Annotated in this window: 18 protein-coding genes and 1 pseudogene; 5 read left to right on the top strand and 14 right to left on the bottom strand. The window is 69.8% G+C overall.

Going from position 1 to position 21,517, the window contains the following annotated elements; translation table 11 throughout:
- Window positions 1–166: 166 nt before the first annotated feature.
- Window positions 167–1,129 (bottom strand): alpha/beta fold hydrolase, encoded by a 963-nt coding sequence (locus C6Y14_RS14225; RefSeq protein ID WP_225891068.1) that lies wholly within the window; start codon window positions 1,127–1,129, stop codon window positions 167–169.
- A gap of 166 nt (window positions 1,130–1,295) precedes the next feature.
- Window positions 1,296–1,803, bottom strand: a pseudogene (locus tag C6Y14_RS14235) (M1 family aminopeptidase); the annotation flags it as partial.
- Window positions 1,804–2,190: 387 nt separating this feature from the next.
- Between C6Y14_RS14235 and C6Y14_RS14240 the strand changes: the two are divergent.
- On the top strand, window positions 2,191–3,009 hold the full coding sequence (locus C6Y14_RS14240) for an endo alpha-1,4 polygalactosaminidase (protein ID WP_107017024.1): 819 nt from the start codon (window positions 2,191–2,193) through the stop codon (window positions 3,007–3,009).
- A gap of 108 nt (window positions 3,010–3,117) precedes the next feature.
- On the opposite strand, the gene C6Y14_RS14245 is transcribed toward C6Y14_RS14240, so the two are convergent.
- The 4 genes from C6Y14_RS14245 to C6Y14_RS14260 form a co-directional block, all read right to left on the bottom strand.
- Window positions 3,118–4,323: an ROK family protein gene (locus tag C6Y14_RS14245; protein ID WP_107017375.1), complete on the bottom strand. Its 1,206-nt coding sequence runs from the start codon at window positions 4,321–4,323 to the stop codon at window positions 3,118–3,120.
- A gap of 13 nt (window positions 4,324–4,336) precedes the next feature.
- Window positions 4,337–5,617 (bottom strand): sugar ABC transporter permease, encoded by a 1,281-nt coding sequence (locus C6Y14_RS14250; protein WP_107017025.1) that lies wholly within the window; start codon window positions 5,615–5,617, stop codon window positions 4,337–4,339.
- Window positions 5,614–6,399 carry an ATP-binding cassette domain-containing protein gene (locus C6Y14_RS14255; protein WP_107017026.1) on the bottom strand — a complete coding sequence of 262 codons (786 nt, stop codon included), beginning with the start codon at window positions 6,397–6,399 and terminating at the stop codon, window positions 5,614–5,616. The genes C6Y14_RS14250 and C6Y14_RS14255 overlap by 4 nt, the downstream gene beginning before the upstream one ends.
- A 150-nt stretch (window positions 6,400–6,549) precedes the next feature.
- Window positions 6,550–7,656: a sugar ABC transporter substrate-binding protein gene (locus tag C6Y14_RS14260; RefSeq protein WP_107017027.1), complete on the bottom strand. Its 1,107-nt coding sequence runs from the start codon at window positions 7,654–7,656 to the stop codon at window positions 6,550–6,552.
- Between the two features lie 422 nt (window positions 7,657–8,078).
- On the opposite strand from C6Y14_RS14260, the gene C6Y14_RS14270 reads away from it, so the two are divergent.
- Window positions 8,079–8,603, top strand: coding sequence for an AAA family ATPase (locus C6Y14_RS14270; RefSeq protein WP_107017029.1), 525 nt, complete (start codon window positions 8,079–8,081; stop codon window positions 8,601–8,603).
- 538 nt (window positions 8,604–9,141) lie between these two features.
- Here the strand turns inward: C6Y14_RS14270 and C6Y14_RS14275 are convergent.
- A complete protein-coding gene (locus tag C6Y14_RS14275; protein ID WP_159074245.1) occupies window positions 9,142–10,299 on the bottom strand; it encodes a hypothetical protein in 1,158 nt (385 codons plus the stop codon).
- 553 nt (window positions 10,300–10,852) lie between these two features.
- On the opposite strand from C6Y14_RS14275, the gene C6Y14_RS44510 reads away from it, so the two are divergent.
- Both C6Y14_RS44510 and C6Y14_RS14280 read left to right on the top strand, forming a co-directional pair.
- Window positions 10,853–11,038, top strand: a complete 186-nt coding sequence (locus C6Y14_RS44510) for a hypothetical protein (protein ID WP_199854732.1) — start codon at window positions 10,853–10,855, stop codon at window positions 11,036–11,038.
- Window positions 11,035–11,790, top strand: a complete 756-nt coding sequence (locus C6Y14_RS14280; protein ID WP_199854733.1) for an ABC transporter permease — start codon at window positions 11,035–11,037, stop codon at window positions 11,788–11,790. Before C6Y14_RS44510 ends, C6Y14_RS14280 begins: the two co-directional genes overlap by 4 nt.
- Window positions 11,791–11,814: 24 nt before the next feature.
- On the opposite strand, the gene C6Y14_RS14285 is transcribed toward C6Y14_RS14280, so the two are convergent.
- A complete protein-coding gene (locus tag C6Y14_RS14285) occupies window positions 11,815–12,852 on the bottom strand; it encodes an aldo/keto reductase (protein ID WP_107017031.1) in 1,038 nt (345 codons plus the stop codon).
- Window positions 12,853–13,073: 221 nt separating this feature from the next.
- On the opposite strand from C6Y14_RS14285, the gene C6Y14_RS14290 reads away from it, so the two are divergent.
- Window positions 13,074–13,853: a sulfurtransferase gene (locus C6Y14_RS14290; RefSeq protein ID WP_225891069.1), complete on the top strand. Its 780-nt coding sequence runs from the start codon at window positions 13,074–13,076 to the stop codon at window positions 13,851–13,853.
- A gap of 122 nt (window positions 13,854–13,975) precedes the next feature.
- On the opposite strand, the gene C6Y14_RS14295 is transcribed toward C6Y14_RS14290, so the two are convergent.
- From C6Y14_RS14295 to C6Y14_RS14320, 6 genes are read right to left on the bottom strand one after another with little or no spacing between them, the layout of a single operon-like run.
- Window positions 13,976–14,989: an aldo/keto reductase gene (locus C6Y14_RS14295; RefSeq protein WP_107017033.1), complete on the bottom strand. Its 1,014-nt coding sequence runs from the start codon at window positions 14,987–14,989 to the stop codon at window positions 13,976–13,978.
- Between the two features lie 15 nt (window positions 14,990–15,004).
- Complete coding sequence (locus C6Y14_RS14300; RefSeq protein WP_107017034.1) at window positions 15,005–16,372, bottom strand: NtaA/DmoA family FMN-dependent monooxygenase; 1,368 nt, start codon at window positions 16,370–16,372, stop codon at window positions 15,005–15,007.
- Window positions 16,369–17,826, bottom strand: a complete 1,458-nt coding sequence (locus tag C6Y14_RS14305) for an NtaA/DmoA family FMN-dependent monooxygenase (RefSeq protein ID WP_107017035.1) — start codon at window positions 17,824–17,826, stop codon at window positions 16,369–16,371. The genes C6Y14_RS14300 and C6Y14_RS14305 overlap by 4 nt, the downstream gene beginning before the upstream one ends.
- Window positions 17,826–19,652 carry a dipeptide ABC transporter ATP-binding protein gene (locus C6Y14_RS14310; RefSeq protein ID WP_225891070.1) on the bottom strand — a complete coding sequence of 609 codons (1,827 nt, stop codon included), beginning with the start codon at window positions 19,650–19,652 and terminating at the stop codon, window positions 17,826–17,828. The genes C6Y14_RS14305 and C6Y14_RS14310 overlap by 1 nt, the downstream gene beginning before the upstream one ends.
- Window positions 19,639–20,583: an ABC transporter permease gene (locus C6Y14_RS14315; protein ID WP_107017036.1), complete on the bottom strand. Its 945-nt coding sequence runs from the start codon at window positions 20,581–20,583 to the stop codon at window positions 19,639–19,641. The genes C6Y14_RS14310 and C6Y14_RS14315 overlap by 14 nt, the downstream gene beginning before the upstream one ends.
- Before the next feature lies 1 nt (window position 20,584).
- Entirely contained in the window at window positions 20,585–21,514 is a 930-nt protein-coding gene (locus C6Y14_RS14320) for an ABC transporter permease (RefSeq protein ID WP_159074246.1), read from the bottom strand.
- Window positions 21,515–21,517 lie beyond the last annotated feature (3 nt).

Consider the following 21,517-nt stretch of genomic DNA (forward strand, 5'->3'; position numbering starts at 1 on the left):
ACGAGATCGGTACCAGGTGACCGGCACCGCCCAGTGGAATCCCGTGACACCGGCGACGACGCTGCGCGGGGCGGGGCGCGGGGCGGGGCGCGGACGATTCCGTGCCGCAGGTTGCGACCTGACCGTCGGCATGCCGATCGCCACCCGCTGGTGGAGCTGCTGGGGCTCACCGGTTGAGCGTGGCCTGCGCGATGACCTGCCGGATGGCCTTGAGGGCGAGGTCGGGGCGGTCGACGTGGATGTAGTGCCCGCTGCCGGCGGCGGTGCCGACGCGGCTGCGGGCGGAGAGGGCGCGCCACTGCTGCTGGCCCTCGGACCACATCCGCTCCAGCGCGGGCCCGTAGGTGGGGACCTCGGCGAACTGGGACTCGTGCTTGATGATCCGTACCGGGATGCGCCCCGCCGAACGGACCGGCGCGTCGGCGATGAGGAACTGCTCGGGGTTCTGGCCCTCGTTCACCGCGATGGTCTGGTCGCGCAGTTCGGCCGCCGTGCCGGTCGCGGACTCGGGGATCGCCTTCCGGATGCCGGCGGTGAGGGCCGGGATCGTGGCGTCCAGCAGGACCAGGCCCGTGATCCTGTCCCGGTGGTCGGGGGCGTACCGGGCGGCGATGTAGCCGCCGAGCGAGTGGCCGGCCAGGACGACTGGCTGGTCACCGGCGATCCGGTCGAGCACGCCCGTCAGGATCCTGCCGCTGTCGGCGACGGTCTGGAGGCCGTTCGGCTGATCGCTCGCTCCTTCCCCGAGCCGGTCGTAGGAGCAGACCCTGCCGTCGCCGCCGAGGGGCCGCTGCAGCCCGGCCATCGTCTCCAGTCCGTCGCCGCCCCCGGCCATCAGGACGACGACGGGCTTTCGGGCCACGGTCCGGCCGGAGCACGAGACGTTGACCGAGTATCCGTCGACGCGGATCTTCTTGGTCCCCGTGAAGGCATCCCCATGACCGTGGCCGCGGCCGTGACCGTCGCCCGGCCGCGCGGACATGGCGGTCGCGGTGGTCGCGGCCGCGGTCTGCGCGGTCCAGGACGTCGGCTGGGCCTGCGTCGCGACCTGGCCGTAGCCGACGACAGCGGCGCCTGCCACCGCGCAGAACGTCGTTGCCAGAGCGGTGGTCCTGAGGGTGCGGTTCACGTGGATCTCCAAAGCGACAAGGGAGGGCACAGGGGCCGGCCGGAAGGGGAAGCCGCGCGTTTCGCTGTACCGCGGCGACACCGAGGACGCTACGGTTCCGGCGCCCACGGATCGTCACCTGTCAGAGGTCACCTGCGCGTAGCTCGCACGGGGGACAGCGGCTCCCCTACAGGACGGGCTTGCCCTTCGTGAACAGCCATGTCCGGAAGAGGTCGTCGAGCTGGCGGCCCGAGATCTTCTCGGCGAGCCGGATGAAATCGTCGGTGTTCACGTTCCCGTACCGGTTCTGCCGGGTCCAGGTCGGGAGGAGCTCGAAGAACGCCTTGTCGCCGATGCGCTCGCACAGGACCTGGAGCGTCATCGCGCCGCGCTCGCTGGTAGACGGCGGAGGCGAACATCGTGTCGCGCTGCGGATCGCCGACGACCGTCTGCCAGAAGGCCGACTCGGCGGGCCGCGCGTTGTAGCCCGCGAGGAAGGCGTCGTGGGCGCTCTGGGTGCCCCTGTGCTCGCTCCACAGCCAATGGGAGTAGGTCGCGAAGCCTTCGTTGAGCCGTATGTGCTGCCACTTCTCGACCGTGACGGAGTCGCCGTTCCACTGGTGGGCGAGCTCGTGGAAGATGGTGCCCTCGTTGCGGACGGCGGAGTAGACCGGCTTGGTCTGGGTCTCCAGGCTCTACCCTCCCCCGAGCGGGCGTGTGCATGACCTACTGCCGGATTTTTGCCAAGTCATCATGTTCTGCTGGTCAGTTGACGCCCGAACCTTGACTCATTTCAGTCCTCCGACGCGTCGTCAAAGTGCCTCAACTGGTCGAGAAAGCGGACCGCTCGGGGACAAAGACGAGTTTGGTGTGGAACGTTCCGCAACCGGATCCGGCCGGTTGACACCACGTGAGCCGCTCGGTTTACTCCCTGCAACGCCAACATCAAGACTCTTGGCGCCAGAGGTACGCCCAGCCGGTAGTGCGGTTCTCTCCACCGCAAGTCCGGACACAGTCGCCAGGACGGACGCATTCAAGCGCAGTCCGAGGCGGGGACGTACCCCCACCTTCTGGAGCTCCACATGTCCCACACCCATCGTGTGCGATCCCGCAGGCCCGCCGTCGTGGCAGCGTCCCTGACGTGTGCCGTCGTCGGAGGTCTGCTCGTCTCGTCGAGCGCGAACGCCGCCGCTCCGGCGGTCGAACTGCCCCCGGCCAACGCACCCTTCGACTACCAGATAGGCCAGGCCTACACCCCGGCGTCCGGCGTCAAGGTGGTCTCCCGCGACCACACCGCGTCCCCGGCCGCCGGTCTGTACAACATCTGTTACGTCAACGCCTTCCAGGCTCAGCCGGGAGCCGAGGAGGAATGGGGCGACCTGCTGCTGACGGACGCCGACGGAGAGGTCGTCTACGACCCGGACTGGGACGAGGCCTTCCTCGACATCCGCACCGCCGCCAAGCGCCAGCGGGTCGCCGCGAAGGTCAACGCCTGGGTCGACACCTGCGCCGACAAGGGATTCGACGCCGTCGAGCCCGACAACCTCGACTCCTTCACCCGGACCGACCTGATCAGCGAGGACAACGCCAAGGCGTTCGTCAGGCTGCTCGCGGACCACGCCCACGACAAGGGCCTGGCCATCGGACAGAAGAACACACCGCAGCTCTCCACCGAGCGCTCCGCGACCGGCCTGGACTTCGCAGTCGCCGAGGAGTGCGGCGAGTGGAAGGAGTGCGGCGACTACACCGAGGGCTTCAACGACAACGTCATCGTGATCGAGTACAAGCAGAAGTACTTCGACGAGACGTGCGCCCAGTGGGGCGGCCGCCTGAGCGTCGTCCTGCGTGATGTGTTCGTCACCGCCCCCGGCGACAGCGGATACGTTCGCAAGGCCTGCTGACGCCTGTTGAGGTCGTCTGAGGTCGTCTGAGGTCTGCTGAGGTCTGCTGACGCGGCCGGATGGGCCGGCTCCCTTCGCGAGCCGGCCCATTCCCTGCCGATCGGCGCATTACGCTCCGGCGCGGGCCAGGGTCTCCAGGGGGCCGACCAGGATCTCGGAGAAGGCGAGTTCGGCGGCTCCGATGAGCACCGCGTCGTCGCCGAGTTCTCCCACGCGCAGCCGGAGGTTCTCGCGGGAGGCTCTGAGAGCGATGCGGTTGATACGGCTGCGGATCTGGGCCGCCGAGCCGAGGAACACCTCGCGGAGCGTCCCGCCGAACACGACCGTGCGCGGGTTGAGCACATTGACCAGGTTGGCGACGCCGATGCCGAGCCAGTCGCCGATGTCGTGCAGGGCGGCGCGGGCCGTGATGTCGCCCCGGTCGGCCGCTTCGACGACGGCGTGCACGGCTTCCCGGCCGGTGGCCGACGGGTCGCGCCGCGCGGCCTCCAGCAGGGCGCGCTCCCCCGCCTCGGCTTCGAGGCAGCCGTTCGCCCCGCAGCCGCAGGGCCTGCCGCCGCGCGGGTTGACGACCATGTGCCCGATCTCGCCGCCGTATCCCTGGTCGCCGGACAGCAACTGGCCGCCGGTGACGACACCACCGCCGATACCGATGTCGCCGTGCAGGTACAAGAGGTCCTGGCAGCCGGCCCCGGCTCCGCGCAGATGTTCCGCGAGCGCGCCTAGGCTGGCCTCGTTGCCCACCGAGACCGGCAGGCCGAGCCCCAGCAGGCGCATGAGGTCCTCGCCGAACTCCTCGTCCTCCCAGCCGAGATGGGGGGCGGCACGGACGAGGCCGTCGGGGCGGCGCACCATCCCGCGGACGGCGGCGGCCACACCGACGCAGTAGGTGCCGTGCCCTGCCGCGTCCACCATGTCCAGCGCGGCCCCGGCGAGGACCTCGGCCACCTTGCCTGCGTCGCGCCGGCCGGCAGGTACCGAGATCTCCCTGCGGTCGAGGAAGACCCCGCCCAGACCGATGCGGGCGGCGGCCAGCCGGTCGACCCCCACGTCGAAGGCGAGGACGTACACGCGGTCGGACTCGGGCCGTACGACCAGGGACGGCCGGCCGGCCCGGCCGGTGTCCCGGGGCAGTTCCTCGCGGACCAGGCCGGCCGAGCCCAGCTCGCTCACCAGTCCCAGGATGGTGCTGCGGTTGAGTCCCATGCGCTCGGCCAGGACGGCACGCGACATGGATCCGCCGATGTGCACATGACGGAGCAGGGTGCCGAGGTTGTGCCGGCGGATCTCCTCCTGCGAGGGACCGGCTTTCATGGCACCCCAGACATCATCGTCGTACGGCCCGGCGACGGGACAGCGCATCCACGCCTGCGGCCACCAGCAGAACCGAACCCGTGACAGCGTACTTGACCCCTGAGCTGTACCCCATGAGACCCATGCCGTTCTGGATGACCGCGACGACCATCCCGCCGAGCACGGCGTCGAGGACCCTGCCCCGGCCGCCGAACAGGCTCGTCCCGCCGATCACGGCGGCGCCGACCGCCAGCAGCAGCACGTTGCTGCCACCGGTGTTGGGGTCCACCGAGTTGCCCCGGGACGCGGCGATGATGCCGCCGACCGCGGCCAGGGAGGAACAGATGACGAAGGCGGAGATCCGGATGGCGGCCACGTTGATGCCGGCCCGGCGGGCCGCCTCGGCGTTGCCGCCCACCGCGTAGATGTGCAGGCCGAACGAGGTGCGCTGGAGCAGGAACGTACCGGCGACCAGCAGGACCGCGATGACCGGGACCACGATCGGCACCCCTTTGAGCGAGTCGACGATGACGTTGCGGCTGCGCTCCTGGTTCAGCAGGTGGACCGCGATCGCGCCGAGCACCGCCAGGCCGCCGATCCTGACCGCGAGCAGGGCGAGCGGGGCGGGGGCGAGCCCGCGCCGCCTGCGGTTGCGGCTCTGCCGGAACTGGATCGCCGCGTACCCCCCGACACCGACGGCGAGGAGGACCCAGCCCAGCGCCGGGGACAGGTTGTTGTTGGCGACGGCCAGGATCGTGTCGTCCCGGATCGAGATGTTCGTGCCTTCCTTCAACAGCATCAGCACGATGCCCTGGAACCCCAGGAAGGCGGCCAGCGTGACCACGAACGAGGGAATGCCGACCTTCGCCACCAGCAGGCCCAGCAGCAGGCCGATGACCGTGCCCGTGAGGATCGCCGCGCCGGCCGCGCCGTACCAGGGCCAGCCGTGGTCGGTGAGCAGGATGGCGAGGACGGCGGCGCAGACCCCGCTGGCGTACCCCGCGGACAGGTCGATCTCGCCGAGGAGGAGGACGAAGACCAGCCCCATGGCGATGGCGATGCTGCCCGCGCCCTGGGTGAGCAGGTTGGCGAAGTTCAGCTCGGACAGGAAGACGGGGCGCAGGGAGGCGAAGAACACGCACAGGACGATCAGGCCGAGTACGGCGGGCAGGGCGCCCAACTCGCCGCCCCTCACCCGGTCCACGTAGTTCCTGGCGACCGAGCGCAGACTCGCCGCTGTGGCCGCTCCGTTCTTCTTCGGCGTACCGGGACCGTGGGGCAGTTCCGGCTTCTCGGGGACGACGGCGGCGGTCATGCGGTGACTCCGTTGCTCCGGGCGAGGCCGAGGTCTCCGCTGCGGCCCGAGGTGATGAGTTCGACGACCTGGGAGTGCGTCACGTCCGACGTGCTGACCTGGGCGGCCATCCGGCCCAGGTAGAGGGCGGCGATCCGGTCGGACACCGCGAAGACGTCGTTCATGTTGTGCGAGATCAGGACCACGGCGAGGCCGTTGTCGGCCAGCCGCCGGACCAGTTCGAGGACCTGTGCCGTCTGGGCGACACCGAGCGCGGCGGTCGGCTCGTCCAGGACGACGACCTTGCTGTTCCACAGCACGGCCTTGGCGATCGCCACGGTCTGCCGCTGACCGCCGGAGAGGCTGGAGACCTGCTGGCGGATGGACTTGACGGTGCGGACCGACAGCCCTTCGAGGGTCTGCGTGGCCATCTCCTCCATCGTCGTGTCGTCCAGGACGAGCCCCCGGCGCTTCTCGCGGCCGAGGAACATGTTCTGCACGATGTCGAGGTTGTCGCAGAGCGCCAGGTCCTGGTAGACGATCTCGACGCCCAGGGCCGCCGCCTCACGCGGGCTGTGCACCTGGACCTGTGCGCCTTCGAACCAGTACTCGCCGCCGTCCATCGGATGGATGCCGCCGATGCACTTGACCAGGGTGGACTTGCCCGCGCCGTTGTCTCCGACGAGCGCCGTCACCTCCCCCGGGCGGACGTCGAAGGACACGTCGTGCAGGACCTGCACGGCGCCGAAGCTCTTGTCGATCCCGCTCAGTCGAAGGATCGGGGTCGTCGGGGTCGCTGTCATGGAGGACGGCTCCTTGAGGTCGTCATGAGGTCGCGGGTCCCGGGGAACGCGGAGCCCCGGGACCCGCGGTCGGGCCGGTCGGCCCGGTGGAACCGGTCGCACCGGTCGCACCGGTCGGCCCGGGTTGGCGGTCCGGTCGACCGCGCAGGGCTACTTGATGCCGGCCTGGGTGCACAGGGCGGCGTACTTGCCCTTGCACAGCTCCTCCTTGGTGACGAAGCCGTCGTCCACGACGTCCTGGATGTTCTCCTTGTAGATGGCCACCGGCGTCTCCAGCACGGACGGGACCTTGCGTTTGCCCTCGGGGTCCTCGACGGTCGCGTTGGTGTCGCCCTTCTCGCCCTTGGCGAGAGAGATGGCGAGCCGGGCCGTGGCGTCGGCCTCCTTCTTGACCGCCTTGTACACGGTCATGCACTGGTCGCCCGTAAGGATGTTCTGCAGGCCCTGCACGCCGGCGTCCTGGCCGGTGACCGGCACGTCACCGTTGCGGTTCTGCTTGCGCAGGACGGCGATGGCCGCGTTGCCGAGAGTGTCGTTGGCGGCGAGCACGCCGCCGATCCTGGGCTGGCTGGTGAGCATCTGCTCGAAGATGGTGTTGGCCTGGGCGCTGTCCCAGTCCGGTACGGACTGGTCCGGGCCCTTCACGTACTCGCCCGACTTGTACTTCGGATCGAGGACGCTGTTGTAGCCCTCGGCGAAGAGAGTGGCGTTGTTGTCGGTCGGTGAGCCGTTGAGGGTGGCGATGATGGGCTTCTTGGCCTTCATGTCCGTCAGGCACTTGCTGAGGCCCTCGCCCTGCAGCTTGCCGACCGCGACGTTGTCGAAGCTCACGTAGTACTGGGCGGAGCCGCCGAGGGTGAGCCGGTCGTAGTCGATCGTGGCGACGCCCTGCGCCTTGGCCTTGTCCAGAACCGCCTTGCCCGTGCCGCTGTCCAGGTTCACGATCACCAGGACGTTCACACCGCTGGTGATCATCTGGTCCGCGATGGTCTGGAACTCCTGCTTGTCGTTCTGCGCGTTCTGGATGTCGTACTCGACGCCCGCCGCCTTGAACGCCTCGGAGAGGTACTTGCGGTCCGCCGTCTCCCAGCGGGGCGAGGACTTGCTGTCCGGGAGGATCACACCGATCTTCGGTTTGGAGCCGGATCCGGAGCCGGAACCGGAGTCACCGTCGTCCGACGAGGAGTCGCCGCAGGCAGTGAGCGAACTGGCCAGCGCCACCGAGGCGGCGGTGAGAAGGAGGAATCCCTTGCGCATGGGAAGGGTCCTTTCTGGTGTCACGACCGGACGACCGGACGACCGGACGTACGAGGGCGGTGAGGAGGAAGCCGAGAAGCGCGCTCTCGGAGGAATTGCCGGGTGTCGGGTGATCCGCCCGGACTGAATGTTGTGAGCGGGAACTTACGACGCTCCGGACTCCGTGCCCAGAGCGCGGGAAGCGCTATTTGTCATCCGCCATAACAATTAGGTGACGCTGCCTCAACGCGGCGACCTGATGGCGTCGTCGAGGGCGTCGGTGCCGATGTCGACGGGCACGTCGTACATCGCCTCGCTCAGCACAGGATGTGGCCGACGGGCGCCACGACGCCGACCCGGCGGTCCGGGCGGTCCGGGCGGTCCCGGCGGTCCGGGCGGGGAAAGCGGTTGCCCTTCAGTGGCTTTCCATGAACCATCCCGGTGTGACCACGTTGTTCTTGACTGTCGGCCTACCGGGGGCCGGGAAGACCACCAGGGCCCGGCAGTTGGCCAAAGAGCACGACGCGCTCCGGCTGACGCCCGATGAATGGATGATTCCGCTGTTCGGCGAGCCGGAGGCGAACGGGAAGCGTGACGTCCTGGAAGGACGGCTGCTCTCGCTCGGCCTGGAGGCACTGAGGCTGGGAACCAACGTGATCCTGGACTTCGGATGCTGGTCACGTGACGAGAGGTCCGCGATCCGCTGGCTGACGCGGTCCGTGGGGGCGTGCTGCCGTCTGGTGTACGTGCCGGTGGATCCTGAGACCCAGCGAGCCAGGATCGCCGACCGTCAGTCGACCACTCCGGAGCAGACCTTCCCGATGAGCGAGGCGGACCTCGCCCGCTGGCGTGCCCTGTTCGAGGAGCCGGACGCTGTGGAACTCGATGGGGATGAGATCGATGGGCCGCCTGCGGATTGGCGGGGTTGGCGCGAATGGGCGGCCCATCGGTGGCCGTCTTTCGTGTGACGTGTGGTCACGGCTGCGCTGCGGCTGCGGGATCGTGTGAGTTCGTGGGGGCGCCGGTTCCTGGACGGTTCTCCGGGCCGGTTGTACAGGCAAGTCGGACGGGCCGACTCAACAGGGCCGGTCCTGCGGGGCGGCCCGTCTGAGCCGGTCCGTGTGGACCGGTCCGTCTGGGCCGGTCCGTCTGGGCCGGTCCGTCTGGGCCGGTCCGTGTGGGGTTGCCGACCGTAGACCTAGTCTCCGGAGAAACCAAAGATTCCCAGGTGAGTAGGCCTGTCCTCGGAGTGCAGGACGACGTAGTAGCCGGTCCACCTCATCCGACACTCACCGAACAGGCTCCGCTCGTACTGCTCCTGGAACACCCGGGCCTGCAAAGATATGGCCGAACAGTAACCGCGGGGACCGACAACGCCGGCCGCGACGTCGAGTCGGAGCCACGGACCGTCGGAACCGGACGAGCCGGCCCCGCGGGCGTGAGGGCCGAGCTGAGCCGCCTGGCTCGTGTCGCCGCGTCGCGCGCGCCCCAGGCCGCGGCATCCGGCTACGTGTAGCCGCCCCGGCGCGGCATGTAGTGCTCGTCCCGCAACTGGTCCTCCGTCGTCACGCGCATCCCCTTGCCCGCGTGCAGCAGCTTCGACGACTCCGTGCCGGAGACCGTCGCGGTCTCCTCGTCGTCGAAGGCGGCCACATTGATGCCGTGCTTGTTGTGCTGAGCGTGGATCAGTTCGTGGCCGTAGAGCAGGAAGAAGGGGGAGACGGCCTCACCCGGCTTGGCGCCCTCGCTGTCCTTGAAGTCGTGCGGCGCGCTCACCGTGGTGCTGGAACCGGCGCTCGGCCGGTCCACCGAGGCGGCACGCGCGTCGGGCATCGAGTTGGAGTCCGCCTGCGCCGCGAGGTCGGTCTTCCCTATCGCGTCGACGACCTCGGGGTGGTAGGGAACGACACTCACCATCGGCGAGTGGGCGTTCGACGTCGAGGTCAGATCGCTCACCAGGGCGCGGCCTCGCTGCCGGGAGAGCAGCCGGGCGTGCGCGGACAGCATCTGGGTGCCGTACCCGGGCAGCGCGGCGGGATCCGGGTCGTCGCCCACCGGGCGGGGCTTGTCCGACGTCGCGATGCCCTGCCCGCCGACGACCCTCGACCAGGTCTCGGACAGCTCGGCCTGGGCCTCGGTGTCGTCGGCGTCGACGTCCATCCCCACGGGCCGCGTGCCGTTGCTGCTGCGCAGGATCTCGACGTAGGAGAAGTGCCGCTTCTGAACGGCGTCGAGGAGTTCCTTCAGGCCGGTGTTCTTCGCGTTGTCCTCTTTGCCGCCGGGATCGTCGCGGAACTGCCGGTAGACCATGTGCTCGGCACCGTCGAGCGTCTGGCCGATCTTGTCGAGGTGCGCCTGCCGGGCCGGGACCGACTTGAAGCGCCAGGCAAAACTCTTGGCCTCGCCGATGAGTTTGTCGGCCGCGCCGAGCATCTCCGTCACGAAGTCGTGGATGTGCTTCACCTCCTCGGCCGGCTCGGTCGCCGTGACCATGCGCTGCACCGGCATGAGTGTCCGGGCGACAGCGTCGTTGCCCGCCATCCGCTGCAGGGCCAGCACCCCATGAGGGCTCCGCTCCCGCGGCGACACGCGATGCGCCCTGGGTACCGGACGCTGCCCCGGACCGGCCTCCGTGGTCCGCTCGGACTGCTTGTGCGCACGCATGTCGCTCCCATGACAATGACTGATCTTCGAGCTGAATTTTGTAGGTCATCATGGGGCGTCCGGCAGCCGGAAGGACCACAGGGGCACACTCCGGGGCAACGAGCCCTCGCCCCGGGCGCAGGCCATCCGGACGGCGCGTCGGCGCGGGCACCTGCTGCAGCTTCCGGCGCGTCGGCGCCTGCCGCGGGTTGCGCACCCCGGCGTCGGTTCGCGTGCGCGCGGGCTGCCCCGCCCAGTGATCGTCTCGAATGCCGGAGGCGCGTTGACGCCCTCGGGCCTCCGTCCTTGCATCGTCGCATGCCGCGCCAGTCGCTGACCTGCCGCCGCTGCGTCGATCTCGTACGGGTCGCAGCCGCGCTCTGTTGCGCCGCCACTCTCTGATCGCCGCTCACTCCGTGCACTGAGGCCTTCGCCTCGGGCGTCGATCGGGCTGTCGACGCTTGTCGTTCCGAGGGACTTTCCCCGCAGCAACTCTTCCCGTCGGAACCCTTGCCGTTCGAACCCTTGCCGTTGGAAATCTTGCTGTCGGAAATCTTCCCGTCAGGAGATGCCCATGCCCCTGTCCGCGCCGACCCACGGTCACATCTCGCCCGTACCCGGCACCGCCCAAACCAAGGTGCTCGAACGGATCGCTCCCCTGCTGGTCTCGGAGAACCTGGTAGCGGACGCGAAGCATGTCGACGAGGCCCTCGACAGCCTCTACGCACCGGAGTTCGCCCGCAAAGCCGCGGCATCGTGAGCCGCACGGTGCTGCGCGCCGCCGCCGGTCTGCTCCTGCCCGCCGTGCTGCTGCTCGGCTGGCAGGAGGCCGCGACGTCCGGGGCGTACACGCGCAGCCAGCTTCCGCCGGCCGAGGCCGTCCTGGACGCCGCCCGAACCCTGTTCGACCGGGGCGAACTGCAACACCACATCGCCATCAGCGTGCAGCGGGTGGCGATCGGCTTCGCCGCCGGTGCCTCGCTCGGTCTGCTCCTGGGCAGTCTGGTCGGTTTGTCCCGGGCCGCTCGGGCCGTGTTCGCTCCGACCGTTCAGGCGATACGTGCCGTGCCCTCGCTGGCCTGGGTCCCGCTGCTCCTGCTCTGGCTCGGTATCGGCGAGACCCCGAAGATCACCCTCGTCGCCATCGGGGCCTTCTTCCCCGTGTACACGACCGTCTCGTCAGGCCTCGACCACGTCGACCCACGTCTGAGGGAACTGGGCCGCGCCTACGGTCGGCGCGGCCCCGCCCTCCTGGTCCAGGTCCTGATTCCGGCCGCGGCGCCCGCCGTGCTGTCCGGGCTGCGACTCGGCCTGGCGCAGGGCTGGCTGTTCCTGGTCGCGGCCGAAAACATCGCCTCGTCCATGGGGTTGGGCTTCCTGCTGATCGACAGCGAGAACACCGGCCGCACGGACATCCTGCTGCTCGCCATCGTCCTGCTGGCCGTCCTCGGCAAGGCGAGCGACGTCCTGCTGGGGGTGGCCGAGCGCCAGGTCGTACGCCGGTGGAGCTGAGCGCTCCACCGGCCGGTACGGGCCTCAGACCTGCACGGCGGTTCCGTGCACTCCGTACCTGTCCATCAGGGCCAGCTCCTCCTCGGTGAGCGGCGGGAAGTCCAACGCCCTTACGTTGTGGTCCAGTTGCCAGGTCGTACTGGCTCCGATCAGCGCGCTGGTGACCTGCGGCAGCCGCAGTACCCACTGCAGGGCGAGCTGGGCCAGGGACTGCCCGCGCTCACGGGCCAGTTGATTGAGCGCCGTCGCCCGCGTGCGGTAGGTGTCGTCGATGACGTCGGGTGACAGGAAGGAGCTGTTCTGGGCCCGCGCGCTCTCGGGGACGGTGCCGGTGAGGTACTTGTCGGTGAGCAGCCCCTGGGCGAGCGGGCTGTAGACGACGAGACCGAAGCCGTCCCGGGCGGCCACCTCGATCAGGCCGTCCCGTTCGGGGCGCCGGTCGAAGAGGGAGTAGCGCGGCTGATGGACGAGCAGCGGCACCCCGGCCCCGCGGAGCAGTACGGCGGCCTCGTGCGCCAGTTCGGCGGGGTAGTTGGAGATGCCCACGTACAGCGCCTTCCCCGAGGTGACCGCGCTCGCCAGGGCGCCGACGGTCTCCTCCAGCGGGGTGGAGGGGTCGGGGCTGTGGCTGTAGAAGATGTCGACGTGGTCGGTGCCGAGGTCGCGCAGGCTGTGGTCGAGCGAGGTCAGCAGCGACTTGCGGGAGCCGCCGCGCTGGTAGGGGCTGGGGCCGATCGGGTTGCCCGCCTTGGTGGACAGGATCAACTCGTCCCGGTGGGCGGCGAGATCCGTGCGCAGCACCTGCCCGAAGAACTTCTCGGCGGCCCGGTGCGGCGGGCCGTACCGGTTGGCGTTGTCGAAGTGGGTGATCCCCAGGTCGAAGGCGTGCAGCACGATGTCACGCCGGGTCTCGTGCGGGTAGTCCGTGCCGAACTTCTGCCACAGCCCGAAGGAGAAGGCGGGCAGGTCCAGGCCCGAGGTCCCGGCGCGGCGGTAGGCGAGGTTGTCGTAACGGTCGGCTGCCGCCCGGTACGGGCCGCCGGGGGTGGTCAAGGCTGACATCCGGATTTTCCATTCATGGTGGTGGTAGTGGTGTGCTGCTGGGCAATTTGGTCAGGGTGTAATAAAAAATATGTAGAACAAAGCCTCTCGCGATGTATCTTCAGAGAAAATTCCAGCGAAGAGGAGCTGTAATGTGCCCGGCCTCCGTCAGGAACGTCGTCATTTCGGCGAGCGAACTCGATGCCGTGTTGCGGGAAGGCGGACCTGTCACAGTCCTCGAAGTGGGACGAGAGACAGGGGACGGCCCTGACCCCCGGCTCCCCTATGCGTCCGGACACATACCCGGTGCTCATTACGTACCGTTCGACCCGGACCTCGTCGGACCGCGCACCGGAACCAGCGGCGCCGGGCCGCTCCCGCGCGCGAGCGACCTCCAGGAACGGTTGCGCGCCTGGGGTGTGGACGACGGCAGCACCGTCGTCGTCCACACCCGGCAGACTCCCGCCGTGGCCGCCCGGGCCTGGTGGATCCTGCGCTGGGCCGGCGTGCGGGACGTGCGCTGCCTGGACGGCGGCCTCGCCGCCTGGCAGGCGTTCGGCGGACCGCTCGACACCGCCGTTCCACCGCCGGCCAGGGGTACGGCCGTCGTACGGCCGGGTTCGCTGCCCGTCCTGACCGCCGAGGACGCCGGTGGGCTCGCCGTCTCGGGGCACCTCGTCGACGCGCGCGCCCCGGAGGCGTACACCGGCGATCCGCGGCGGGCGGGGACCGGGCACATTCCGGGCGCGCACAGCGTCCCCGGGTCGGACAACTTCTCCGGCGGCGAGCTGCGCGACGCCACGGAGCTGCGGGCCCTGTACGCCTCTCACCTGGACGGACGCGTGGTCGGCGCGTACTGCGGCGGCGGGGTGTCGGCGACCACGACGGTGCTGGCCCTCGCGTCTCTGGGGGTCGAGGCGGCCCTGTACCCCGGTTCGTGGTCGGCGTGGACCTCCGATCCCACGCGGCCGACGGAGACCGGGAGCGGGCCCGGCGGTGACCCGACGGCCGCAGCGCGGTGACGCCGGGGGCCGGGAGCGACGCGCTCCCGGCCCCCGGCCCCCGACCTCCGGCTCCGGCTCCGGCTCCGGCCCGTCGCCCCTGGCACCGACAACCCTCCCGACGTCTCTCGGCGTTCGGCGCCTCACCCCCGGTCGACCACACCGGGGCCGCCCGAGAGGTCGCCGGTGAACAGGCCGCGCAGCTCGGCCTCCTCCTCCGCCGTCGGGACCCACCGGGAGCCGCGGACGTTCTCGTCGAGCTGCTCGGGCACGGTCACCCCCGCGATGACGCTGGTGACCGTCGGCTGGGCGAGCAGCCAGCCGAGGGCCGCGGCGCTCGGAGTGATGTCCCGGTCGCGCGCGAACTGCTCGAACTTCGCCAGTGCGGCCCAGGGCGCCGAACGCAGCAGATAGCGTTTCAGGTTGGTTATCTTCGCATTCTCCGGAGCCCGTTCCGCCGAATATTTCCCCGTGAGCAGTCCATTCTGCAGGGGGAAATAGGGAATGAATCCGAGGCCGTGCTGACCGAGCGCGGGAATCAGTTCCTCCTCCGGCTTGCGCCACAGGAGACTGTATTCGTCGGTCGTCGACACGAACCGGGTCAGGCCTTTCGCGCGGGCCGTGTGTTCCGCGTCGACCAGCTGCCAGGCCCTGAAATTGGATGCGCCGATGTAGCGCACCTTTCCGGACCGCACCAACGTGTCGAGCGCGGACAGCGTTTCGTCGATCGGGGTGAGGGGGTCCGGGAAGTGGATCTGGTACAGGTCGATGTAGTCGGTACGCAGTCGGCGCAGCGACTCCTCCACCGCGGCGACGATGTACTTGCGGGACCCTGGCCTGCTGTACGGGGCGCCGCGTTCCTTGTTGAGGTTCAGGCCGAACTTGGTGCCGATGACGACCTTTTCGCGGCGGTCGCCGAGTGCGGCGGCGAACAGTTCCTCGCTCTGGCCGGGCCGGTCGCCGTAGCCTTCGGCGAGATCGAAGTAGGTGATGCCGAGGTCTATCGCGCGGTCGACGATCGCGGTGACCGCCTCCTGGCGGGTCGCGCGCATGCCCGAGCGGCCGAAGGTGCTGGCGCCGATGCCGATCTCGGACAGGACCAGGCCCGACGAGCCGAGCCGGCGGTGTCCGTCGGGGAGTTGCGATGCGGGGGGCACGGTCGTCCTCCGTCCTCAGTAGGTGTCGTCGGTGTCCAGCAGGCCCTGGAGCGTGGAGGCCTCGTACTCGGTGCGGAAGATGTCCCGGCGCTGGAGTTCCGGTACGACGAGGTCGACGAAGAGGTCGGCCGGTCCGCGGTGGTACGGGGGGAACAGCTGGACGCCGTCGAGCACCTCCTCCTCCAGGTTCTCCTCCAGCCAGTCGGCGATGGTCTTCGCGTCGCCGACGACGGCCGGCTGCTGTGCGTGCCGGGCGCGCTGGACGTAGTGGTACAGCTCGCGCAGGGTGGCGTCCTCGCCGATCTGGGTGGCGAGGATCTGCCGCAGCAGTTCCCGGTCGTCCTTGGTGTCGCGCGCGCGGTCGCTGAGCAGCGGCTTGAGCGCGTCGTCGGCGAGCGTGTCGATGTCGACGACGTCGAGGACGCGCTCGCTGTCACGTACCCGTGACAGGTCGATGCCGAAGGCCTGGGTGAAGGCGGCCGGCAGAGCCTGCGTCAGCTGCAGGGCGTTGATCTCGTTGAACTTCGCACGCGCTTCCCGGGCGGTGCCGCCCAGGTAGAAGGTGATCCCCGGGATGATCTTGAACTTCTCGGGGTCACGTCCGTTGGCCGCGACCCGCTCCTTGAGCCTGCGGTACTCCTCCTTGCCGCGGCTGATGCCGAAGTACGGGGAGAAGCGCACCTGCGCGAAGTCGGCGCCGTACCGCAGGGACTCCTCGGAGAGGCCGACCTGCACGATCGGGATGTGGGACTGCACCGGTGGCGATACGTTCAGCGGTCCGCGGACCTCGAAGTGATCCCCGTGGTGGTCGATCTGGTGCCAGGAGTCCGGCTTGACGAGCGTGCCACCGGTTCTGTCGTCGAGCAGGAGGTCATTGTCCCAGCTGTCGTACAGCAGCCGGTTGACGACCTCGGTGAACTCCCGGGCGCGGGCGTACTTCGTCTCCTCGGTCGGTACCGGGTTCCTGCCGAAGTTGCCGACCGGGTCGCCGTCGCGGTCGATGCCGAAGACGACGTTCAGCGCGGTGCGCCCCTGGTTGAAGTTGTCCAGTGTCGCCAACTGCCGGGCGACGCCGTAGGGGTGCTCGAAGGAGGAGTTCACCGACATCACGAACCCGAGGTTCTTCGTGAGGGCCGCGGCATGACCGGCGTACACGAAATTGTCCCAGCGGAAGATCCGGTTGAGGCGTTCGGGCTCGCTGCCGAGCGCGCTGCCGGCGAAGACGTAGTCCAGTTTGCCGCGCTCGGCGGTACGGGCGATGTCGAGGATGACACTGGGGTCGCGCAGGCCGGCGTTGGTGGCCTCCGGCAGCCGCCAGGCGTCCAGGTCCCAGCCGGTGCCGTAGGCGGCCAGGCCCAGGCGGAGCTTGCGTCGGCTGCTCATGCGGATCGTTCCTCCGGGTCGTTCGTGGCGAAGCTGTTGGGGGGTGTGTCGAGGCCGAAGTGGCCCCGGAAGGTGTCGGTCGTGTAGTCGGCGCGGTACACGCCGCGTTCCTGAAGGATGGGGACCACCTCGTTCGCGAAGCGCTCCAGGGGCTCCCACAGGTAGGGCACGCTCACGTTGAACCCCTCGGCGGCCCCGCGGTCGAACCAGTCGATCAGGGTGTCGGCGACGTGTTCGGCCGTGCCGATGACCAGGGGGAAGTTCCCCGCGATCGAGGCGCCCAGCACGTCCTTGACCCGTACAGCGCCCTGGTCCACGGTGCGGCCGGTGCGCCGGGCCAGCGCCGTCAGCAGGGTGCGTCCGTAGTCGTTGAACCGGTCGGCGGTGTCCGGCTTGACGGTGCCGTCGATGCCCAGCGGGCGCAGATCCACACCGACGCGCTCCGACAGCGAGCGGACGCTGCGGACACCCTTGGGCAGCGGGAACCGGGAATCGCGGATCCGGGCCCAGTCGGGCCCCGACCAGTACGACTCGTCCTGGTCGCCGTCGACGAGGTCGTCGTCGAACGGCAGCAGGTCGTTCAGCTCCTCGTACAGCTCGACCGCCTGTGCCCGGGTGTCGGCGACGAGGGGGGTGATGCCGGGCAGGAAGAAGATCGGGTCCACCCGGCCGCGCAGGCGCTCGGCGCGCCGGCGTACGTCGGTGTTGAACGCGATCGAGTCCTCCGGTGTCGCCGGACCGGTGAAGTTGACGTCGGCGTACTTCGCGGTCAGCTCGCGGGAGAGCTCGGACGCACCGGCGTACAGCAGCGGTACGTGGCCCTGCGGCGGGCGCTCCAGCGGCAAAGTGCCGGCGACCTGGAAGTGTCTGCCCTGCCAGTCGAGCCGGTGGACCTTGGTCTCGTCGATGTAGCGGCCGGTCTTCTTGTCCTGGAGGTAGGCGCCGTTCTCGATGCTGTCCCACAACCGCCGGACGACGTGGATGAACTCGTCGGCGCGCTCGTAGCGGTGGGCGCCGCCCAGGTCGGGGAGGCTGAAGTTGCGGGCGGCCAGGTCGGAGGCGCCCAGGACGACGTTCCAGGCCAGCCGTCCGCCGCTGAGGTGGTCGAGGGACGCCGTCAGCCTCGCCAGGATGTACGGCTCGTAGAACGTCGGGTGCGCCGTCACGACGAGCCCGATCTTCGAGGACTTCAGGGCGAGTTGGGAGGCCAGGGTGAAGGGTTCCAGGCGTCCGGTGTTGTGGGTGGTGACCCACTGCTCGCCGACGATGTCGCCCGGGAGGGTGTCCCCGAGGAAGAGGAAGTCGAACTTCGCGTCCTCGACGATCCGCAGGGCCCTGGTCGCGTACTCCAGCTCGAAGGCCTGCGCCGTGGGCGCGTCGGAGTGGCGCCAGCCGCCCCAGTGGGTGCCGTTGAGCCAGTGCATGTAGCCCAGGTGGAGTTGTCGCTGAGGCATCAGGTGGTCCGTTCTGTTGCTGCGGATCTGCCGGGTCCCACGAGGACGGCCGGGTCGTGTGGCGTGAGGACGGCCGCGTCGTGTCGCGCCTCGGCGGCCGGGCCGGGCGCGGCGGCACCGGGGATCGACGCCAGCAGTTCCTTGACGTAGTCGGTGCGCGGCTCGGTGAGGATGCCGAGGGCCGGTCCGCGTTCGACGATGTGCCCGTGCTGCAGGACGACGATCTCGTCGGACACCTCGGCGATGACACCCAGGTCGTGCGAGATGAAGACGTAGGTCAGGCCCAGTTCGCGCTGGAGCGAGTCGAGCAGGGCGAGGATCTGGCGCTGCACGGTCACGTCGAGTGCGGAGACCGGTTCGTCCAGGACGACGACGTCGGGCCGGGGCGCGAGTGCGCGGGCGATGGCGACGCGCTGCCGCTGGCCGCCGGAGAGTTCGGCGGTGTACCGGTCGGCCAGCTCGGCGGGCAGGCCGGTCACCTCCAGCAGTTCGGTGATCCTGCGCGCACGCTCCTGCGCCGTCCCGTACCTGTGGCCCCGCAGGGGTTCGTCGAGGATCGCGCGGACCGTCGAGCGCGGGTTGAGGGAGGCGAACGGGTCCTGGTAGACCATCTGCACCTTGCGGTACAGGGCGGCCTGTCCGGCTCCCCTGCGGTGGTGGACGACCGGTTCGCCGTCGATCTCGACCGTGCCGCTGTCCGCCGGGGTCAGCCCGGCGAGGATGCGTACGAGGGTGGTCTTGCCCGATCCCGATTCGCCGACGATGCCCAGCGTGGTCCCCCTGCGCACCTGGAACGAGGCGCCGGCCACGGCGGTGACCGTGTCCGGACCACTGCGGGCAGCACGGAAGGGACGGGACGCCCGGGAGGCGCGGGAGGTGAAGGTCTTGCCGACCTCCTTGGCCTCGACGACCACCGGGGAGTCCGCGGGCACGGTACGGGCGTACTCCAGCCGGTGGGCCGCGGCCTGCCGGCCCGAGAAGCCGAGAGAGGAGGAGCGCAACAGGTCCTCGGTGTACGGGTCCCCCGGGTCGGCGATCACCTCGCCGGTCCGCCCGCCGCGTACGATCCGGCCGTCCTTCACGACGGCGATCTCGTCGGCCCGTTCCGCGGCGACCCCCAGGTCGTGGGTGATCAGCAGGATGCCGAGATCCTCGCTCTCCACCAGCTCCGACAGGAGGTCGAGGATGGTCCTCTGCACCGTGACGTCGAGCGCGGTGGTCGGCTCGTCGGCGATCAGGAGCCGGGGCCGGGTGCTCATCGCGGCGGCGATCAGCACCCGCTGGCACATCCCGCCGGACAGCTCGTGCGGATGGCGGCCGTACAGGCGGGCGGGATCGCGCAGTCCGACCTTCGCGAACAGGTCGAGGACCCGTTCGCGGCGCTCCGCGCGGGAACCCACGCCGTGCGCGCGCAACGGCTCGGCGGCCTGGACGCCCACCGGCAGAAGGGGGTTGAGACCCAGGAGCGCGTCCTGGGGGATGTAGCCGATCTCCTTGCCGCGGACGGCCCGGTACTGCCGTTCGGACAGTCCGGTGAGCGTACGGCCGCCGAGGACGACCTCGCCCGCGGTGACGCGCCCGTTCTCGGGGAGGGTGCCGGTGACGACCCGTCCCAGGGTGGACTTGCCGGAGCCGGACTCGCCGACGACGGCACGGATCGAACCGGCCTCGACGTCCAGGCTCACTCCGTCGAGCACGGGCACCGGGGCGCGGCCGGGGACGGTGAACTCGGCGCTCACGTCCCGCAGGCGCAGCAGCGGCGTGCTCTGCCGGCCGGGCGCGGACGACGAGACACGTTCGGTCGACGGCACTTCAGGCGACGACACGGGTCCTCCCTCGGTTGAACGACCTGCCGACGCGGTAGACCGCGAGGACGGTCAGCACGATGACCAGGCCGGGCAGCAGACTCAGCCACCACTGGACGCCGATGAAGGTGCGTCCCTCGGCCACCAGAAGGCCCCACTCGGGCGTCGGCGGGGGTGCGCCGAGGCCCAGGAAACTCAGTGCGGCGACGGTCAGGATCGCCGTGCCGATGTCCATGGTGGCCGCGGCGAGCACCGACCTGGACGCGTTGGGCACGACATGCTTGAACAGGCGGCGGACATACCCGTGCCCCGCGAACACGGACGCCTCGACGTACTTGGCGTTGCTCACCTTCAGCACCTCGGACCGCATCAGACGGGCGAACCCGGCCGTGCTGTTGATACCGATGGCCACGGCGATGTTGAGCGTCCCGCGCCCCAGCGCGGAGATGATCGCGAGGGACACGATCAGGCTCGGCACCGCCAGCATGATGTCGATGATCCGCATCAGGATGCTGTCGGCCCTGCCGCGCAGCGCGCCCGCGACGAGACCGATCAGCGAGCCGCTCACCAGCCCGATGGCCACCGCGACGACCGCCGCCTGGAGGGACAGCCGGGTGCCCCACACGGCGCGGGTGAACTGGTCACGGCCGAAGTCGTCGGTGCCGAAGAGATGGTCGGCGCCGGGCGCCAGCAGGATCTGCGACCCGTCCTGCCGCAGCGGGTCGCCGGCGGCGAACAGGCCCGGATGGATCGCGGCGAGCAGGATCACGGCGATCCACAGGTACGCGGCGAGGAGCCCGGGTGAGCGCAGCGGCGCGGCCCACCGGCGGCGGTCACCGTGCCCGGGCGGACGGGGTCGCAGCCCCACCCGCCGGCGCAGCCGCGCGGACGGCGACATGGGTGTCGCGGCTTCGCCCGCCTCCGTCGCTCCCTCGGTTTCGAGAGTCGTCATGTCACCCGTCCCATTGGATCCGCTTGTCGAGCAGCGGGTGGACCGCGTCGACGACGAGGTTCACCGCGACGAAGATCACCGCGCTGATCGTGACCGCGACCAGGACGACGGGCATGTCACGGCCGTCGACGGCGTCGACCACCAGCCGCCCCACCCCGAGCCGGGAGAACACCGTCTCGGTGAGGACCGTCCCGCCGACCATCACGCCGACGGTGGTGCCCAGCGAGGTGATGACCGGCAGTGCGGCGTTCTTCAGGGCGTGCCGGACCACGACGTCGAACCTGCTGAGCCCCCAGTTGCGGGCGGTCTCGACGTACGGGGAGGTCAGCGCGCCGCGGAGATTGGCTGTCAGGAGCTGGGAGATGCTGCCGCCGCCGGCGACCGCGAGGGCCGCCGAGGCGATGAGCAGTCCGCCGAAACTCGGATCGTTGACCGCTTTGATCCAGTGCAGCTGGAAGGCGAACACCTGGAGCAGTACGAGGCCCACCAGGAAGGGAGGCAGCGACACTGCGACCGGTGGCAGCGAGATGAGCAGCTCGCGCGCCCACTTCCAGTTGGTCAGTTCGATGACCACTGACAGTGTCACCCCCAGCACGACCGCGAGGAGCAGCCCGAGGAACGCGAGCTTGAGCGTCTCGGGGAAGGACTCGAAGTACACCTCCACCGCCGGCCGGCGCTGGTAGATGCTCTCGCCGAAGTCGCCCTGGAGGGCTCCTGTCAGCGCGTCCCAGTACTGCACCCACACGGGGCGGTCCAGGCCGAGCAACTCGCGCTGCTCGGCCAGGAGCTGCTTGACGTCGGCGCCGTCGGCACCGGCCGTGAGGCCGCCCGCCGCGTCACCGGGTACGACGTACAGCAGGAAGAACGCCCCGGTGAACGCGCCCCAGACCACGATCACGCCGTACAGGAGTCGAAGACCGTATCGTGCCATCGT

The sequence above is a fragment of the Streptomyces dioscori genome (assembly GCF_003024195.1).
Taxonomy (GTDB): domain Bacteria; phylum Actinomycetota; class Actinomycetes; order Streptomycetales; family Streptomycetaceae; genus Streptomyces; species Streptomyces dioscori.

Coding starts and splice junctions, on each gene's coding strand:
- C6Y14_RS14240 (WP_107017024.1), top strand. CDS start 2,191: ATGTCCCACACCCATCGTGTGCGATCCCGCAGGCCCGCCGTCGTGGCA.
- C6Y14_RS14315 (WP_107017036.1), bottom strand. CDS start 20,583: ATGACGACTCTCGAAACCGAGGGAGCGACGGAGGCGGGCGAAGCCGCG.
- C6Y14_RS14320 (WP_159074246.1), bottom strand. CDS start 21,514: ATGGCACGATACGGTCTTCGACTCCTGTACGGCGTGATCGTGGTCTGG.
- C6Y14_RS14255 (WP_107017026.1), bottom strand. CDS start 6,399: ATGACAGCGACCCCGACGACCCCGATCCTTCGACTGAGCGGGATCGAC.
- C6Y14_RS14250 (WP_107017025.1), bottom strand. CDS start 5,617: ATGACCGCCGCCGTCGTCCCCGAGAAGCCGGAACTGCCCCACGGTCCC.
- C6Y14_RS14300 (WP_107017034.1), bottom strand. CDS start 16,372: ATGAGCAGCCGACGCAAGCTCCGCCTGGGCCTGGCCGCCTACGGCACC.
- C6Y14_RS14260 (WP_107017027.1), bottom strand. CDS start 7,656: ATGCGCAAGGGATTCCTCCTTCTCACCGCCGCCTCGGTGGCGCTGGCC.
- C6Y14_RS44510 (WP_199854732.1), top strand. CDS start 10,853: ATGCCCCTGTCCGCGCCGACCCACGGTCACATCTCGCCCGTACCCGGC.
- C6Y14_RS14275 (WP_159074245.1), bottom strand. CDS start 10,299: ATGCGTGCGCACAAGCAGTCCGAGCGGACCACGGAGGCCGGTCCGGGG.
- C6Y14_RS14245 (WP_107017375.1), bottom strand. CDS start 4,323: ATGAAAGCCGGTCCCTCGCAGGAGGAGATCCGCCGGCACAACCTCGGC.
- C6Y14_RS14305 (WP_107017035.1), bottom strand. CDS start 17,826: ATGCCTCAGCGACAACTCCACCTGGGCTACATGCACTGGCTCAACGGC.
- C6Y14_RS14285 (WP_107017031.1), bottom strand. CDS start 12,852: ATGTCAGCCTTGACCACCCCCGGCGGCCCGTACCGGGCGGCAGCCGAC.